Genomic DNA, 15,425 nt, shown 5'->3' with positions numbered 1-15,425 from the left:
ATAGCCCCCTAATATTTAGGTTAATTTTAAATTTATGTTATTAATTAGTTATAACTAAAAGAATTCTATTTTTTAATTATAATGTTTAAAATTTCTTGTGGTTTAATAGTGTAGGCTGTTATTTTCTCTAATTTGTTTTCGGTTGGAGTTGCTAAGTAAGTTTCTTCTGTGAAAACAAGTGAAACATTCTCATCCTTAGGGTTAAACATCCGTATAAAAAGATCATTTGTTTGTTCTGTAAGTTTTAATGCAGATACAACGCATCCATTTAAATCCAAATTTAAACTTGTATTAATATTGGTTGTAAACCTAGGTATATTAACATTAAAACGATTAAATTCCTTTAATTGATACCCCGTAATAGGAGTTAAAAATTCTTTTCCTTCAAAGGCTTTATTAACCTTTGGCTTATGGAAAGTAAATGCTAAGTTAAATGTAAATTTCTGATTTTGGAGTTGATTATCAGGTGTTTCAATTTCAATGCCTGAAGGTCTTCCTGGCCGATTTATAAGTTCACGTTTTCCAAGGTGGGAAAAGCATCTAAAGAGTGTAATATAAATGTTTTTATCGTAAACCTCATATTCTTTTAATCCATAAGCAAAAATAGTTCCTTGCTTATCTTCATTTTCTAAAGAAATATAGGATTGAAAAGTTTCAATAGAGACAGGTTTTTCCACCCATTTTTCTTCTTTCCAAACTGAAAGTTCTTTATGGTTATACACAGGCTTTTTAACAACAGATAAATGAGAATCTACCTGGACTGTATCGGAAACAATCTCTGTATTAAATACCAATCGATATCTGGCATCCATGGCCATATTGGTATGCCTTATTTGCACATAACCTTTTGCATCTCCCTTATATAAGGTTATGTTAACTTCAAAACATACCTCTGTGCTAAGCTTGCCTTCTGCTCTTTCATTAAGGTCATTTGGTACAATATAATTAAGCTTACATTTTAGTACTTCTAAATTACTATCTTTGATGGTGGTAATATTTGTAATGTTAACATTTTGATGATTTATAAGTATATCTTTGTGTGGCGGTGAATAATCATAACTATCACCTGCATCACCACTATTCTCAATGGAAATTACATTTTGTACAACTTCACCGGTAGATTTATTTTTCAATGATATTGTATTTTCCTGAACTAGCAGTTCATAAAATTCATTTTCAATGGACTCATCATTGTTTATATTTACCTGCTTATTCCCCTCAAGGTCTTTATAACTTAAATAGCGAATACTAAGCCCATCTATTTCATTTATTTTTGCTTTTACTTTACTTTTATAGACTTTTATATCCAATAAGCGAGCAGCCACTTGACGATCAATAAGTCCCGCATCAACCAATTCTTGTTCTAATAACACATATTCAATATGATTACTTTCTTCATCTAGGATCTCGAAATTACTTGAACGGGTAATCAATTCAATTTCTACAAATTGATCTTTTCTTAAATGCGGTAAAAAGTTGTAAATTGTAATAGTTTTTTCATCTTGATTCTTATTTCCTAAAGAAATTAACCTCATATACAACTCAGTTTGTGTATCCACGGCCTCTTTCACATTTAGTAATCTTTTCTTAATATCTTGATTTACATAATCTGAATTACAACCGCCTATACTATCATGAGCATGAGCGCCAAACATCTGTTTATAACATTTAGCGAATAGTGCATGAGGGTAGTCTAATTTTAAATGCGATGCTAAAACTGCTAAAGGTTCTAAAATATTGTACATTTTATATTCAATTTCAGTATTAAGTAGCTTAATATCCATTCTTGTAGAATTGATGGTTCGATGAATTCGTGCATGCTTGCTATGGATAAGCTCTCCTTCTACAACTTCAAGCTTACAATCCCTTAAAGAATCTACGTAACTCTCAAAATCACTAACGCTTATATTATCGTCGGGATATATTTTTTTTAAGTGTTTTATAATAAGATGTATATCTTTTTGGATAGGCATCTGATCGTGACCGTTCATAACAAGCCTGGCATTACCTGCACTGTAGTTATCTAGTACCTCTAGAATTTTCCCCGTACGCTGCTTCAAAGCATCATAATCAGACTCTAAATATTTGGCTCCTTGATAACCAGTGGCAAGATTAATTCCATAAATTCTACTTCCATCAATTCCTTCCCAAATAAAGTCTGATTTTGGGGCCATTAATTCACTGAACCCTCGCCAAAAGACTGTACTTTCAATACCAAACTGTTTGTAAATCTGTGGCATCTGACTGGAATGCCCAAAAGTGTCTGGCGCATACCCAACTTTCATCGCGTCTCCATATTTAAGTGCGGTTTTAATCCCATAATATAAATTACGAATTATTGATTCTCCATGGACAATCAGTAAGTCTGTTTGGGTGTACCATGGTCCAGTGCGAAGCTGATTTGACTGTACTACCGCCCTTAACCGATCCTCCCATTCTGGTGCCACCTCCAAAAAATCATCTATCATGACACTTTGACCGTCTAATATATATATAATATCTTCATGTTCCTCTAAAAACTGAATTACTTCCTGGAAATGGTTTCTGAGCAGCACCTGTGTTTCATCTTTTGTAAAATACCATTCACGATCCCAATGCGTATGCATAAGTATCTTTATATCTCTTTTCATTGTGACCCTCCTACTGCGATGTAATTCTTTACATTTTCATTATACGACGTTTTATTACCTTGTTATCTCCAAGTTTACGGATAATTATACATAAAATTGTGCAAAAAAAAACATAGTAGTGGTTCTACTATGTGAAAAGACTACAATTCATTTTTTTATAATACCTTGGCTATTTGATCAATAAGCTCATTTACCATAATAATCATATGAATTTGTTGTTCCCTAGAAATACCATCTAGTTTATCCATATTAACTTCATGGTAAAAAACACCATCACTAATTTGAGCAAGGCTACTATCTTTTTTAGTAATTGATACCAGCTGCATATTGTAACTCTTAGCTTTCCTTGCTATTTGATTTATCCTAAGAGTTTCCCCAGAGCTTGAAAAAATAACAATTACATAATCCTTAAATTGATCAAGCATTTTTATTTCGCTAACAAATACTGTAGGAATTCCGAGGTATAATAGCTGTCTTTGAAAATATTTAGCTGAAATTTCTGATCCTCCAAGACCATAAATCAATAATTTCACATAACTCCCTTTGAAATATTTAATAATATCTTTTGCACTTTCGAAATTTATTTTTTCTAGAAAAAATTCTGTTTTATTAATACGCTCTTGACTGTGAGTTTCGATAAATGATAGATCTTCTTTAATTGCATACTTCAGTTCACTATAACCATTAAACCCTAAAGTTTTGCATGCACGATTAATGGTTGCTTGCGATGTAAAACTTTTCTCACTTAGTTCTATAACTGACAACCGAGGGATAGAATTAAAATGCTTTTCTAAATAGTCAAATACTGCCTCTTCACTTTTAGAAATTTTATTAATAAACCTACGCTCTTTCAATTTATGAATCACTTTATACTGCAAAGCTCTCCTCCTCTAATCTTCCACCCACCTGGTTCGTGTTCTTTCTTATTAAAATGGAAGCTCCTCATCACTTATTTCATTATTTTCAACTAACCCATTTTCAAAAGCCTGCTCACATGTTATACCAAAAGGAAACCCAATAAAAGTATATCATACTATACTCAAACATCGCACATGTAAAAATTTGATAATTATCTTTAAATACTGTCGCAAAATATAAAATTCATAGTTTTGTGACATCAAATAATGCCAACAAAAAAGGTCTACTTTTGTGACATTTATAGGTTTGTAAAAACAGTATATAATGGTATAATATTCTTAGAAGCTATGTCTGATTGGTATTGTATTATTACATAATGGTAGAAAAACACAAATTGTATATAATGAGGTGCAGAACATGATTGATTATAGTGAAATTATAAAAGAGAACTCTATCTTAGAATCAAACAGATTAATTCTGAGACCATTTTCTATAGAGGATGTAGATGATGTATTCTTATATACCAGTGATGATATTGTAACAAAATATTTAACATGGCCGTCGTATAAGGATATATCACAAACTGAGGACGTAGTAAAAAAAATTTATATAGGTAAAATTGGAGTTTTTGCAATTGAATTAAAATTAGAGCATAAATGTATTGGATGCATTGATTTAAGACTATGTATTCAACATAATAAAGCAAGTTTTGGGTATGTATTGAATAGGAAATATTGGAACAATAATTACATGTCAGAGGTGTTAAGTTTAATATTAGACCTTTCATTTTCAAAATTGGAATTGAATCGCATTGAAGCTACACATTATGTAGGAAATGAAGGTTCGGGTCGTGTTATGCAGAAATGTGGAATGAAATATGAAGGAACAGGTCTACAGGAAGTAAAGGTTAAAGGTACTTTTTATGACGTTGTTCATTATGCAATTTTAAGAGAACATTGGATTAATCCAACACAAGTTCAAAACTTATAAATAGAAATTACAAACTAAGAAGTTGTTTCCTAACTCCATTATTGCAGGGGTTTTTAGATTTGATGAAAAGACATATTATAAGGCTAGTGAATCAGCTAAAGAATTACCAAAAGTTGATTTTAATAAATAGGAGTTACAATATGAAGAATTATTTAATGAAATTAATTAGGAAGATTTATGATATTCCATGGAGAATACTTAACAAAGAAAAGATTAAGATGAGAATTATCTTTGTAGGTATGATAAGTATATTTTTACTGAGTCAAATAACAGCGATGAAGCTAGTGAATGCAGAGACCGAATATCCTAAAGCTACAGAATTGAAATATGTTAATGATTACGGTAAAGTGATAGATAGTAAATCAGCAGAATATATTTTGTCCATAGGTAAAGAATTAGAAGCTAAAACAGGTGCGCAGGCTACTGTTGTAGTTATAGATTCACTGCAGGGAGAAACTATAGAATCTTATGCTACTGGCATTTTTAGAAGCTTTGGTATTGGACAAAAATATAAAAATAATGGATTATTAATTCTATTATCAATGGAAGAAAAAAAGTGGAGAGTGGAGGTAGGCACAGGTCTAGAAGGGGCGGTTACGGATATATATTCCTCAAGTGTTATGAATGATTTTGCAGTTCCCAAATTCAAGGAAAATCAATATGGAGAAGGTCTTCGTGCAGCATATTCAGCTCTAGCAGATAATATAGCTAAAGAATACAATGTAAAACTAGATAAGGACGTTAATGTTCCACAATATGTTGGAGACTCAAATGTCTTTGAAGACTCAAATGTACTTGAAAGCTCAGATCTTGTTGAAAGGGGTAAGAAAAGCCTGGTAATAGGATTTTTTGCATTATGGCTTTTTCAATTTGTTCGTAATATAGGGAACGGTGATGGCTTCGGAGGAGGTTCATCAAGTGATGGAGGATCTTTTGGAGACTTCGGAGGTTCTGGAGATGACTCCGGAGGCTTTGGAGGCGGTTCATCTAGTGGGGGAGGATCTTCTGGAGGATGGTAATATAATGATTTTGTAAAATTAAACATTAAAAAGCAGAAAAACAATGTGTTTTCTGCTTTTTTATAATTAGAAATAATTACTATTAAATTTTAGGAGTCTCATATGCGCCTCATATGGATGTATCCTTTTTATTTTTCATTTGAAAATTATTGTTACATTTTTAAAACCCATATTTGATAGCATGCCTTGTAAAAGTAATTTAGTATTAGCATTAGCGCTATCTAAAAATCCTGTTTTTATTAAATCAGCTTCAACCTTAACTTTTTCATTACTGATTTCGTTTATCATATCTTGCATACTAAGCTTGTTAAACATTGAGGATTTTTCATCATAAATGAATAAGTCTTTACTATTTATTACATGATCTAAGATTTTAGCTTTTTTTAAAGTTATAGTAACGCTATCATTAGTGACAAGAACATCTAAATCTTTTAAATCTACTCCAGCTTTAATATAGCCATTGTATTTTATTAAAAATGATTTTTCAGTAAATGGAATAGAGTAATCTTTTAATTTTTTATTATCTCTTAGAGATATTATGTTTGAATAATTATACCTTAATGTAGAAAGTTCTGAAATTTTAGACAATCTTTCCGATATAAGGGTAGAAGTTATAGATTTATCATTATTAAATTTGATTATAATCGAATTAATCATTATTACCCCGATTATTAATATTAAAAAAATAAATTTATTTTTACGATTTAGGGGGTTAAAGGCGGATTTTAAATTCATACTAACACAACTCCTTATAATATGTGGTGATAACGATTAAAGGGAATCTTAGAATTAAATAATAAGTACAGTTATTGTATTATATGGTACTAAAGCATAGTTTTAAAACTAGAAATTCAAAAAAAACGATAATTTTTAAATAAGTGAGGAACCTTAATAAAGTATTTTTAGGAAAATATGTTTTTTTGTGCAAACGCGTGCATTAAACTAAAAAATTATGTATAATGATTATAAAAGATACAATTACAACAAATACAAAAGAAAACAACCAATTAAAAATTAAATTTAATTTTTAATTGGTTAGTGCTAAAAAAGTATAGGAGGGAAAATTAATGGATATTAACAATCTTCCAAGAGTTGCTTATTTTTGTATGGAGTATGGACTACAATCAGACTTTAAAACTTATGCAGGTGGACTAGGAATACTTGCAGGTGACCATTTAAAAGGAGCTAAAGATTTAAATCTACCACTAGTGGGAATAGGTCTCAAGTGGAAACAAGGATATACTGAGCAACTTGTAGATGGAAATGGAAAAGTATACGATACATATCATAATTATAATTATGATTTTTTAAAGGATACAGGGGTAAAAGTAACTGTTAAAATCAGAAATTTGGATGTAGTGTGTAAGGTTTGGAAATTAGAGGAATTTGGGAATAACCCAATATACCTTTTAGATACTGATATACCGGAAAATGGTGACAATTGGATAACTGGACAGTTGTATGGATGGTTTGGAGAAGAAAGAATTGCTCAAGAAATGGTGCTAGGTATTGGTGGAGTAAAAGCTTTGAGGGCATTGGAAATTCCTATAAATGTATACCATTTCAATGAAGGGCATGCGGCACTCGCGGCTACAGAGCTTATTAAAGAAAAAATGCAATCAGGATATAGTTTTGAGGAGTCTTGGAGTAAAACACGTGAGGAAGTAGTATTTACAACTCACACTCCAATAGTTGAAGGTAATGAATCTCATGATGTTTCCAAATTAGAGTACATGGGAGCATTTAATGGATTAACTAGGCAGCAAATGATTAGATTTGGTGGAGAACCATTTAATATGACAATAGCAGGACTTAGGCTTTCAAGAAAGGCTAATGCCGTAGCTCAACTCCACATGGAAACTGCAAATAAAATGTGGAAAACAGTTGCTGGAAGGCCATCTATTATTGGGATAACTAATGGAATTCATAAACCTACTTGGGTAGATGATCGAATCACTAAGGCATATGAAAATAATGGAGACCTATGGGGTACCCATATAACTGTTAAAAAGGAATTAATAGCGTTTATTAAAGAAAGAACGGCCATAACGCTTGATCCGGATAAGTTACTTATCGGATTTGCAAGAAGAGCTGCACCGTATAAGAGAAGCGATTTGATATTTACTGATGAAGAAATTATTTCTCCATTACTCCAAAGTGGAAAAGTTCAAATCGTATTCTCAGGAAAAGCTCATCCACTTGATGATACAGGAAAAGAAATAGTAGCAAAGCTTGTAAGGATGATGAAGAAGTATCCAAATAGCGTAGTGTTTTTAGAAAATTATGACATGAATATAGGAAGGATGCTAACTAGGGGCTCGGATGTTTGGTTGAATAATCCAAGGAGACCTTTAGAAGCTAGCGGAACTTCGGGAATGAAGGCTGCGATGAATGGTGTACTTAACTGCTCTATTCTAGATGGGTGGTGGCCGGAAGCTTGCAAGGATGGTGTAAATGGATGGCAGTTTGGAGATGCAGTGGGTCTTGATGATTTATCAGAAGTAGAATTAGATAAACATGATACAGAAGCTCTTTATGATACTTTAATAAATAGGGTTATGACTACCTATTATGAAAATAGAGAAAAGTGGATAGAGATGATGAAAGAAAGTATTAAAACTACAAGCTATGAATTTTCAGTAGAGAGAATGTTGGACGAATACTATAACAAGATGTATATAAAATAAAATATAAAAACAACTTCAAAACTATTTACAGTCTCTTCAAAATGAAATTTTTAAGGATTGGGAAATAGACTCAATGTGAAAGTAACACAATTAGTATTGTGTTACTTTCAGTTTGAATGTTACTTAATACTAATATTTGATATTATTATGTAATATATTACTTTTAAGTACACAGGGATGCCGTACTGCCTCATATTAACAGGCTAATATACCTTTTCGGGGGGGGGCGGGTACAGCCAACATACGGGTAAAAATAGGCCACATGATGGAAGTAATATCCAACATGTGGCTATATATTGTTTTATAATTGTTGATCAAGCCTATTTCTATTTGAAACATTCCATATATCCTTTTTATAACCCCAGTGAAACATATTTTAATAGTGTCATTAGGTACGCCCTATTGGTATAATTGATTAGTCATGAAAAAATAAGTATTTGAACTGTCCCATAAGACTTGTATCAGAATGGAGGCAGACATTTGAGAAAAATAGGATATGTTCGTGTAAGCTCACAGGACCAAAATGAAGAAATACAAATTAAACAATTAAATGAAATTGGAGTAGATATTATTTATCAAGAAAAAATATCTGGAGCAACTTTGGATAGAGAGAAACTTAAGAATATTACTATATAATTCTATTTTAATCCATTTTTAATGATTTTTTATAGTATATAAAAATCATTACTACCGTAATCTATTCTTCAACTATTGCAAAATGCATTTCTCTGTTGTAATATATACACTATCAGAAAAATTATAGCGTTTAAATAATAAATAAAATTTTTGTTATTCCTAATTTAAGGATATATAAATATAACAAGAATTGTTTAGATAATAGATAGGAGTAACTATGATAGAAATATATTACTATACGATTGTTATGATTGTTATAGCAACCTGGATAATAAGTAGGATTATAATTAATTCTAAAAATAAGCAGATTAATTGGAAATATGAACTTAAAATAGCGTTTATATTCTTTTGTGTAGCTGTAATACTAAGATTTACTTTCTTTCCTTTTGATTTAGTCAATGGTCATATACAGCCACTTACTTTGGAAATGAATAAAATTTATCCATTCAGAATAAATTTTATTCCATTAGTTAATCTTTTTGATTATGAAGGCTCTATCCGAGATACACTGATTAATGTAATTGGAAATACTGCTATGTTTATCCCTATCGGTATCATAATACCTCTTACATTTTCAAAATTAGATAGTTTTTCAAAAGTGATTACAATAGGCTTTATTACTTCCTTAATCATTGAAATAATGCAACTTCCATTTATTAGTAGGGTATCTGATATTGATGATCTTATTTTAAATACAGTTGGATGTGGTATCGGATTTGCTTTCTATTATTTAGCTCATAGAGTTAAACAATATTATACTAAGAAACTAAGACTGTAAGTTCATTAGTATTGTAGAAAATATTGGTATATGTCCTAAAACCCCTCTTATTTTACAATTTAGGGAATAGTTAAAACGAAAAAGAGTGTATCCATTGAAATTAATTACTTTCATGAGGTACACTCTTTTTTTGTTCTCTCGTTTTCCATGAAACTTTATTTTTTAAACTTTTCCAAATTATACTGGAACCAAAACGGCAATAGAATTACCATATTAGCCTATATTTATTACAACTACCATCTCCTTCGGTAAAACAGTTCTTTGCATCAGCTTCATTTCTATAATCCTTTGAAAATATTACTTTATAAATCAAATCATGTTAATATAAATAAGGGATTTATAAATTAACATGATTTTTAATTTGCATTGGGGGGCCTCTATGAAACGATACATACTATATATGTATAGTCTCAGTCTACTTAGTTTACACTCATATATCTAAAAAACAAAGAAAAGTTAGATGCCGTGAAACCAAAATTTAACTGCATAATTGGTGCCTAATTGACAATATCGGGTACAGCCCCCTAATATTAAAATATTTTTAAGAGATATGAAAGGAATAAATATATGTATGATATTACTATAGTAGGGTCAGGAGTTAGTGGGATGTTCCTCGCATATACTCTGGTACAGACAAAATCAAAATTAAAAATACTGATGATAGAAAAGGGAAGAAAATTTATAGACAGGGTATGTCCAATGGAAAACGGATTAAGCAAAAGATGTATCCATTGTAAACCATGTAATAAATTTCAAGGTTTTGGTGGTATGGGTAGGTCTGAGGGAAAATTTAATTACACTAATGATTTTGGTGGTTATTTAGGTGAAAAAATAGGAAACAGAACTGCACTAGAATTAATGGAATGTATTGATAATATCTTATGTCTATTTGGTGCAGACACAGTTAAATTATATAGTACAGAGAATGAAGAACTTAGTAGAAGAGTAAAAGAGAAAAATTATAATATACTAACTACAAAAGTAAGACATTTAGGAACAGCATTGTCTTATGGAATTTTAAATAAAATGTATTCACATCTTAAGGATAAGGTAGATATTAAGTTTGAGTTAGATATAACTTCTATAGATAAAATGAATAATGTATTTAACTTGAATAGTAAAGAAAATGTTTTCCAGTCTAAGATAGTTATATTAGCTACAGGTATAAGTGGAGGAGCGGAATTTCTGAAATATTGTCAAGCTTTTAATATTGAGCCCTATAGAAAAAGGCTGGATTTAGGGGTAAGGGTTGAAATGAAGGGTGATCAGTTAGACTCTATTCTTAAAGATTCTTTTGAAATTAAGATTAATTACAAAGGTGATGGATTTGAAGCTACAACTTATTGTATGAATCCTAAAGGAAAAGTAATCAAAAAGTTTCAAAAAGGCATCGTAATGGCTGATGGTCAAAATTATCTTGAAACAGACAGTCCGAGTTGTAACTTAAATTTTTCTATTCTTGTACCAAAATATTTTTCTTGTTTTATTGAGGCGAACGAATATGCCACAAGTATAATAAAATCTATAAATAAAGATAGAGAAAGAATAGTACTTCAAAGATTTGAGGATTTAAAAAATAATAGGGCAACTACAAAAGAACAACTTACTAAAAATAGTATTCAGCCGTCGATTGAAGGTGAGGGTGGAAATCTATATAATGAAATTCCGAAGATTTATATAGATGCACTATTAAAAATTATTAAATCAATAGAAGATATAATAGGAAAAGAGATTTCTGAAGACACTTTATTATATGGAATTGATGCAAAATTTTATGAACCTGAAATTAGTACTAATGAATATTTTGAGACCAAACAAGAGGGACTTTATGTTTTAGGAGATTGTTCAGGAACAACCTATTCTTTATCACAGGCGGCTGCAAGCGCAGTATATCTCGGTAGGTATTTGTTAAACAATAATAAGATACAAAAGGGTTTGTAATAACATTTTATATAGTTTAAAACGTATCTATAGGATTATGAATAAATATGACCTCTTTAAAATATCTTTCGAAATATTTGACATAAAAATACTCCTCCTTGCAATTTTTGATAATTAGCTTATCTCAATTATTGGCAAGAAAGAGTACTTTTTATTCTGTTTACACAAAATTACTTACAGGCCCTTTTGAAGTTGTTTTTTGTTATAAAATGATTATTTTACTTCCACAATCCAGCCTTCAGGAGATTTTATTTCTCCAAATTGGATTCCGTAAAGAGTATCATAAAGCTTTGTAGTAACTGGGCCCACTTCTGTCTCGCTGTGGAAAACATGAAGTTTACCGTTATATTCTATACCACCAATAGGCGTTATTACAGCAGCAGTTCCACAAGCACCTGCTTCTTTAAATTCACTAAGAGTACTTATTGCGACATCTCTTTCTTGTACTTCCATTTTTAAATATTCTTTTGCAAGATAAAGTAATGAGCGCTTAGTTATGCTAGGAAGTATTGATGGTGATTTTGGGGTTACAAATATATTATCATTTGTAATTCCAAAGAAGTTTGCAGAACCAACTTCTTCGATGGTGGTATGAGTTGCTGGATCAAGGTAGACACAGTCAGCAAATCCTTTTTCTTTAGCTTTTTCATAGGCAAGAAGGCTTGCAGCATAGTTTCCTCCAACTTTTACATTGCCTGTTCCATAAGGGGCGGCTCTATCATAGTCATCAGATGTCATAAAGTTTACTGGGGCTAGTCCTCCTTTGAAGTAAGCGCCTACAGGGCAACAGAATATTCCAAATAAAAATTCAGGAGCTGTACTTACGCCAAGGTTATCCCCAATACCTATCATATAAGGTCTAAGATAAAGTGTTGCTCCGGTTCCATATGGTGGAACAAATTTTTCGTTTGCTTTAACAACTTGGATACATGCATCAACAAATTTTTCAACGGGGATCTCAGGCATGAGAACGCGTGAACAACTGTTCATCAAACGCTTGGCGTTTTCGTAAGGTCTAAACAATTGGATATTGCCTTTTTTTGTACGATAAGCTTTTAATCCTTCAAAACATTGTTGGCCATAATGAAGAGCGGTTGAAGCTTCACTTATACAAAGTTTGTTATCTTCAACTAGTTTTCCGTCATCCCATTTGCCATTATTCCATATTGAAATATAACGTAAGTCTGTCTTGCTATAAGTAAAACCTAATTTATTCCAATCGATGTTAACATTTGCGGTCATATTAATCCCCCTATTTTGTAATTGGTTTTTATTTAAACGATGGTTTATACAACAGTATAAATATAATATTAAATTCTAAATGTTGTAAAAATTCGTATAAGATAGAATATGAGTATTATTGTAACATAAAATATGTACGGCTATAGCTTTTTCAGTATTTTCAGTATTTTAATAAGCTAAATTTAAAACATTTAAAGAATGAATAAAAAGTTGCATTAATGCAACTTTTTATTCATTCTTTAAATGTTTATTTTGAGATGATTAAGTTATTAATTTGACACTTCGGGAATATTATTTTTATCTTTACTCTTACTGCTATTAATATCATTTATAGATTGAAAACTTGTGCTGTTTTCCATATTAGCTATTGCGTCATTAACTTTTTTGTTTTTAGTCTTTTTATTTCTGTTCATGAGTTATATCTCCCTTCATATTTTTGTAGTAGGTATATTAATAGCATAGCCAGATTTTTTTGTAATATGTATGTGTAAATAGTAAAAGCTCAAACCATTTTACAAGTTAGAATGGTTTGAGCTTTTACTAAAATAATTTTTTGAAGCAGTTTTTGCATATAGTAGTTTTACCCTTATTGGCTGAAATGCATTCATCCTTTGACACCGGCTTTCTACATATTTCACATATTAGTTTTGACGTAGAGCTGTTAAGAGCCACAGATTTTGGCTTATTTACTTTAGCACCTATGGTGTTTTTTTTATTTGAGGGTGGATCGTAATTTATAGGTTGCTGTTTTTCTTTTTTTTCAACTATTGCGTAATTCATAGCATATGTACTTTCAGCAAAAAGTTCTAATTCAAATCTAGGATTTTCTTTATCATAAAACTCCTCAATAATAAGTCTTGTAACTTGGGCATCATTTACTATAAGACCACTTTTCTCTATACCATCGAAAATGCTTTTAGTTATGTTGTTTGTATCAGGATGCCTTTTTATACTTTTATAATATACTTTTAGAACAGCAATAAGGGATTCTGTTAAAAAAATATTACAGTTTTGGATTCTGCATTGATAAGCAATCTCTTCCTCATACAGAGCGTATCTATCATGGTACTTCCCGGAATTATAAGGTAAAATAGCTCTGCCATTCATGTTGAAAAGTTTAAAATTAGATTTTGAAATAGGTGAGCCTTTTATTATGACCTTTGCGTAGGTGTTACTCATATGTCCCTCCTAGGATCTATCTTAAATAGATAATAACTAATAGCCATATTCAAAAAAGTTTGAATATTTGATTTGTTATTTTTTGATGACTTAATTGAACTTTCTATAATATAATCATATATGCAATTATATCATAGAAAGGTAGATACTTAGTTTAAATCTATTTATGTACACTTAAGTAAGTAAGTGAGTACACTTAAGTAAGTAAGTGAGTACACTTAAGTAAGTAAGTGTACTCACTTGGAAATGCATATAAAAATTTGATATGCTAAAGTTAATAAAGTATAATTAATTTATGTTATTAACAGATGTAAACATTCATTGAACATAAAGTTCTTAGGATGTTTTTATGAATATAGAGAAAAAATTATATAAACTATATTAAAGGTGGTAAAAACAATGGAAAAGGATATTAAAATACTTGCAATTGAATCGAGTTGTGATGAGACAGCGGCGGCAGTAGTCGTGAATGGTCGTGAGATTCTATCAAATATAATTGCATCACAAATTGATATACATGAAAAGTTTGGGGGTGTTGTTCCTGAGGTGGCATCTAGAAAGCATATAGAAGCAATAAGTGCTGTAGTTCAAGAGGCGTTGGACGAGGCTAAAGTTACATTAGACGATATAGATGCAATAGGAGTAACTTATGGCCCAGGGCTAGTAGGGGCACTACTGGTAGGAGTTCAATATGCTAAGGGGCTCGCATATGCAACGAATAAACCTTTAATTGGAGTTAATCATATAGAAGGTCATATAAGTGCCAATTTTATTCAATATAAAGAACTTGAACCACCATTTATGTGTTTGGTAGTTTCGGGTGGACATACATTTATTGTATATATGAAGGACCACGGTGAATTTGAGGTTATGGCTCAAACTAGAGATGATGCAGCAGGAGAAGCCTTTGATAAGGTGGCTCGGGCAATTGGGCTAGGATACCCTGGTGGTCCTAAAATAGATAAAATAGCAAAAGAAGGCAATGCAGGTGCTATAAAATTTCCAAAAGCTAAATTTCATGAAGATACTTTAGACTTTTCTTTTAGTGGGGTTAAATCTTCGGTGCTAAATTATCTGAATAAAATGAATATGAAAAATGAAACAATTAATGTACCAGATGTGGCCGCATCTTTTCAAAAGGCAGTGGTTGATGTTTTGGTTCATAATGCTCTAGAGGCATGTGAAATTAAAGGCGTAGATAAAATAACAATAGCGGGTGGTGTGGCATCAAATTCTTGCCTTAGAGAGACAATGATAAAAGAAGGGCAAAAGAAGAACATAAAAGTTTTGTTTCCAGAAATGATACTTTGCACTGATAACGCAGCTATGATTGGAAGTGCAGCTTACTTTGAATTAATTAAAGGAAGAATTTCACCGCTAACGCTAAATGCGATACCGAACTTAAAACTTGGAGAAAGATAGGATAATATAAATATAGAGTTACTAAAGAACGAACATAGTGAAT

14 protein-coding genes are annotated in these 15,425 nt (G+C 31.1%); 8 read left to right on the top strand and 6 right to left on the bottom strand.

Translation table 11 applies throughout. The annotated features are described in order from the left end of the window. Window positions 1-65: 65 nt before the first annotated feature. Window positions 66-2,630: a glycoside hydrolase family 38 N-terminal domain-containing protein gene (locus ACWJKE_RS11150; RefSeq protein WP_462958829.1), complete on the bottom strand. Its 2,565-nt coding sequence runs from the start codon at window positions 2,628-2,630 to the stop codon at window positions 66-68. A gap of 155 nt (window positions 2,631-2,785) precedes the next feature. Then, complete coding sequence (locus ACWJKE_RS11145; RefSeq protein WP_165413641.1) at window positions 2,786-3,508, bottom strand: MurR/RpiR family transcriptional regulator; 723 nt, start codon at window positions 3,506-3,508, stop codon at window positions 2,786-2,788. Window positions 3,509-3,905: 397 nt separating this feature from the next. On the opposite strand from ACWJKE_RS11145, the gene ACWJKE_RS11140 reads away from it, so the two are divergent. The 3 genes from ACWJKE_RS11140 to ACWJKE_RS11130 are packed head-to-tail and all read left to right on the top strand — an operon-like array spanning window position 3,906 to window position 5,497. Next, on the top strand, window positions 3,906-4,478 hold the full coding sequence (locus ACWJKE_RS11140) for a GNAT family N-acetyltransferase (protein ID WP_462958828.1): 573 nt from the start codon (window positions 3,906-3,908) through the stop codon (window positions 4,476-4,478). 22 nt (window positions 4,479-4,500) lie between these two features. Next, on the top strand, window positions 4,501-4,608 hold the full coding sequence (locus tag ACWJKE_RS11135) for a LemA family protein (RefSeq protein ID WP_216302330.1): 108 nt from the start codon (window positions 4,501-4,503) through the stop codon (window positions 4,606-4,608). A 10-nt stretch (window positions 4,609-4,618) separates the two neighbouring features. After that, window positions 4,619-5,497, top strand: a complete 879-nt coding sequence (locus tag ACWJKE_RS11130; protein ID WP_216302329.1) for a TPM domain-containing protein — start codon at window positions 4,619-4,621, stop codon at window positions 5,495-5,497. Between the two features lie 135 nt (window positions 5,498-5,632). Here the strand turns inward: ACWJKE_RS11130 and ACWJKE_RS11125 are convergent, their stop codons facing one another. Then, window positions 5,633-6,154, bottom strand: a complete 522-nt coding sequence (locus tag ACWJKE_RS11125) for a DUF4230 domain-containing protein (protein WP_220320380.1) — start codon at window positions 6,152-6,154, stop codon at window positions 5,633-5,635. 410 nt (window positions 6,155-6,564) lie between these two features. On the opposite strand from ACWJKE_RS11125, the gene glgP reads away from it, so the two are divergent. From glgP to ACWJKE_RS11105, 4 genes are all read left to right on the top strand, one after another. Next, window positions 6,565-8,184: an alpha-glucan family phosphorylase gene (glgP, locus tag ACWJKE_RS11120; RefSeq protein WP_462958827.1), complete on the top strand. Its 1,620-nt coding sequence runs from the start codon at window positions 6,565-6,567 to the stop codon at window positions 8,182-8,184. A 480-nt stretch (window positions 8,185-8,664) separates the two neighbouring features. Further along, the gene (locus ACWJKE_RS11115) at window positions 8,665-8,820 is read left to right on the top strand and encodes a recombinase family protein (protein ID WP_462958826.1); all 156 of its coding nucleotides are present in this window, start codon (window positions 8,665-8,667) and stop codon (window positions 8,818-8,820) included. A 217-nt stretch (window positions 8,821-9,037) separates the two neighbouring features. Continuing rightward, window positions 9,038-9,598: a VanZ family protein gene (locus tag ACWJKE_RS11110; protein ID WP_462958825.1), complete on the top strand. Its 561-nt coding sequence runs from the start codon at window positions 9,038-9,040 to the stop codon at window positions 9,596-9,598. 567 nt (window positions 9,599-10,165) lie between these two features. Continuing rightward, on the top strand, window positions 10,166-11,539 hold the full coding sequence (locus ACWJKE_RS11105; protein WP_462958824.1) for an NAD(P)/FAD-dependent oxidoreductase: 1,374 nt from the start codon (window positions 10,166-10,168) through the stop codon (window positions 11,537-11,539). Window positions 11,540-11,752: 213 nt separating this feature from the next. Here the strand turns inward: ACWJKE_RS11105 and ACWJKE_RS11100 are convergent, their stop codons facing one another. The 3 genes from ACWJKE_RS11100 to ACWJKE_RS11090 all read right to left on the bottom strand — a co-directional run bounded on the left by ACWJKE_RS11100 (window position 11,753) and on the right by ACWJKE_RS11090 (window position 13,960). Next, entirely contained in the window at window positions 11,753-12,781 is a 1,029-nt protein-coding gene (locus ACWJKE_RS11100) for a branched-chain amino acid aminotransferase (protein ID WP_216302323.1), read from the bottom strand. 269 nt (window positions 12,782-13,050) lie between these two features. Beyond that, a complete protein-coding gene (locus ACWJKE_RS11095; protein WP_216302322.1) occupies window positions 13,051-13,194 on the bottom strand; it encodes a hypothetical protein in 144 nt (47 codons plus the stop codon). 127 nt (window positions 13,195-13,321) lie between these two features. Beyond that, the gene (locus tag ACWJKE_RS11090; RefSeq protein WP_216302321.1) at window positions 13,322-13,960 is read right to left on the bottom strand and encodes a RusA family crossover junction endodeoxyribonuclease; all 639 of its coding nucleotides are present in this window, start codon (window positions 13,958-13,960) and stop codon (window positions 13,322-13,324) included. A 399-nt stretch (window positions 13,961-14,359) separates the two neighbouring features. Between ACWJKE_RS11090 and tsaD the strand changes: the two genes are divergently transcribed. Then, window positions 14,360-15,382 carry a tRNA (adenosine(37)-N6)-threonylcarbamoyltransferase complex transferase subunit TsaD gene (tsaD, locus tag ACWJKE_RS11085; protein WP_216302320.1) on the top strand — a complete coding sequence of 341 codons (1,023 nt, stop codon included), beginning with the start codon at window positions 14,360-14,362 and terminating at the stop codon, window positions 15,380-15,382. Window positions 15,383-15,425 lie beyond the last annotated feature (43 nt).

This window comes from Clostridium sp. CM036 (genome assembly GCF_055081135.1).
The sequence above is the reverse complement of the archived record's forward strand: the minus strand, read 5'-3'. Positions and strand labels throughout refer to the sequence as shown.

What these genes read in the sequence shown, in the direction of transcription:
- ACWJKE_RS11150 (WP_462958829.1), bottom strand. Translation starts at nt 2,630, where the DNA reads ATGAAAAGAGATATAAAGATACTTATGCATACGCATTGGGATCGTGAA.
- ACWJKE_RS11140 (WP_462958828.1), top strand. Translation starts at nt 3,906, where the DNA reads ATGATTGATTATAGTGAAATTATAAAAGAGAACTCTATCTTAGAATCA.
- ACWJKE_RS11130 (WP_216302329.1), top strand. Translation starts at nt 4,619, where the DNA reads ATGAAGAATTATTTAATGAAATTAATTAGGAAGATTTATGATATTCCA.
- ACWJKE_RS11125 (WP_220320380.1), bottom strand. Translation starts at nt 6,154, where the DNA reads ATGATTAATTCGATTATAATCAAATTTAATAATGATAAATCTATAACT.
- glgP (WP_462958827.1), top strand. Translation starts at nt 6,565, where the DNA reads ATGGATATTAACAATCTTCCAAGAGTTGCTTATTTTTGTATGGAGTAT.
- ACWJKE_RS11110 (WP_462958825.1), top strand. Translation starts at nt 9,038, where the DNA reads ATGATAGAAATATATTACTATACGATTGTTATGATTGTTATAGCAACC.
- ACWJKE_RS11105 (WP_462958824.1), top strand. Translation starts at nt 10,166, where the DNA reads ATGTATGATATTACTATAGTAGGGTCAGGAGTTAGTGGGATGTTCCTC.
- ACWJKE_RS11100 (WP_216302323.1), bottom strand. Translation starts at nt 12,781, where the DNA reads ATGACCGCAAATGTTAACATCGATTGGAATAAATTAGGTTTTACTTAT.
- ACWJKE_RS11095 (WP_216302322.1), bottom strand. Translation starts at nt 13,194, where the DNA reads ATGAACAGAAATAAAAAGACTAAAAACAAAAAAGTTAATGACGCAATA.
- ACWJKE_RS11090 (WP_216302321.1), bottom strand. Translation starts at nt 13,960, where the DNA reads ATGAGTAACACCTACGCAAAGGTCATAATAAAAGGCTCACCTATTTCA.
- tsaD (WP_216302320.1), top strand. Translation starts at nt 14,360, where the DNA reads ATGGAAAAGGATATTAAAATACTTGCAATTGAATCGAGTTGTGATGAG.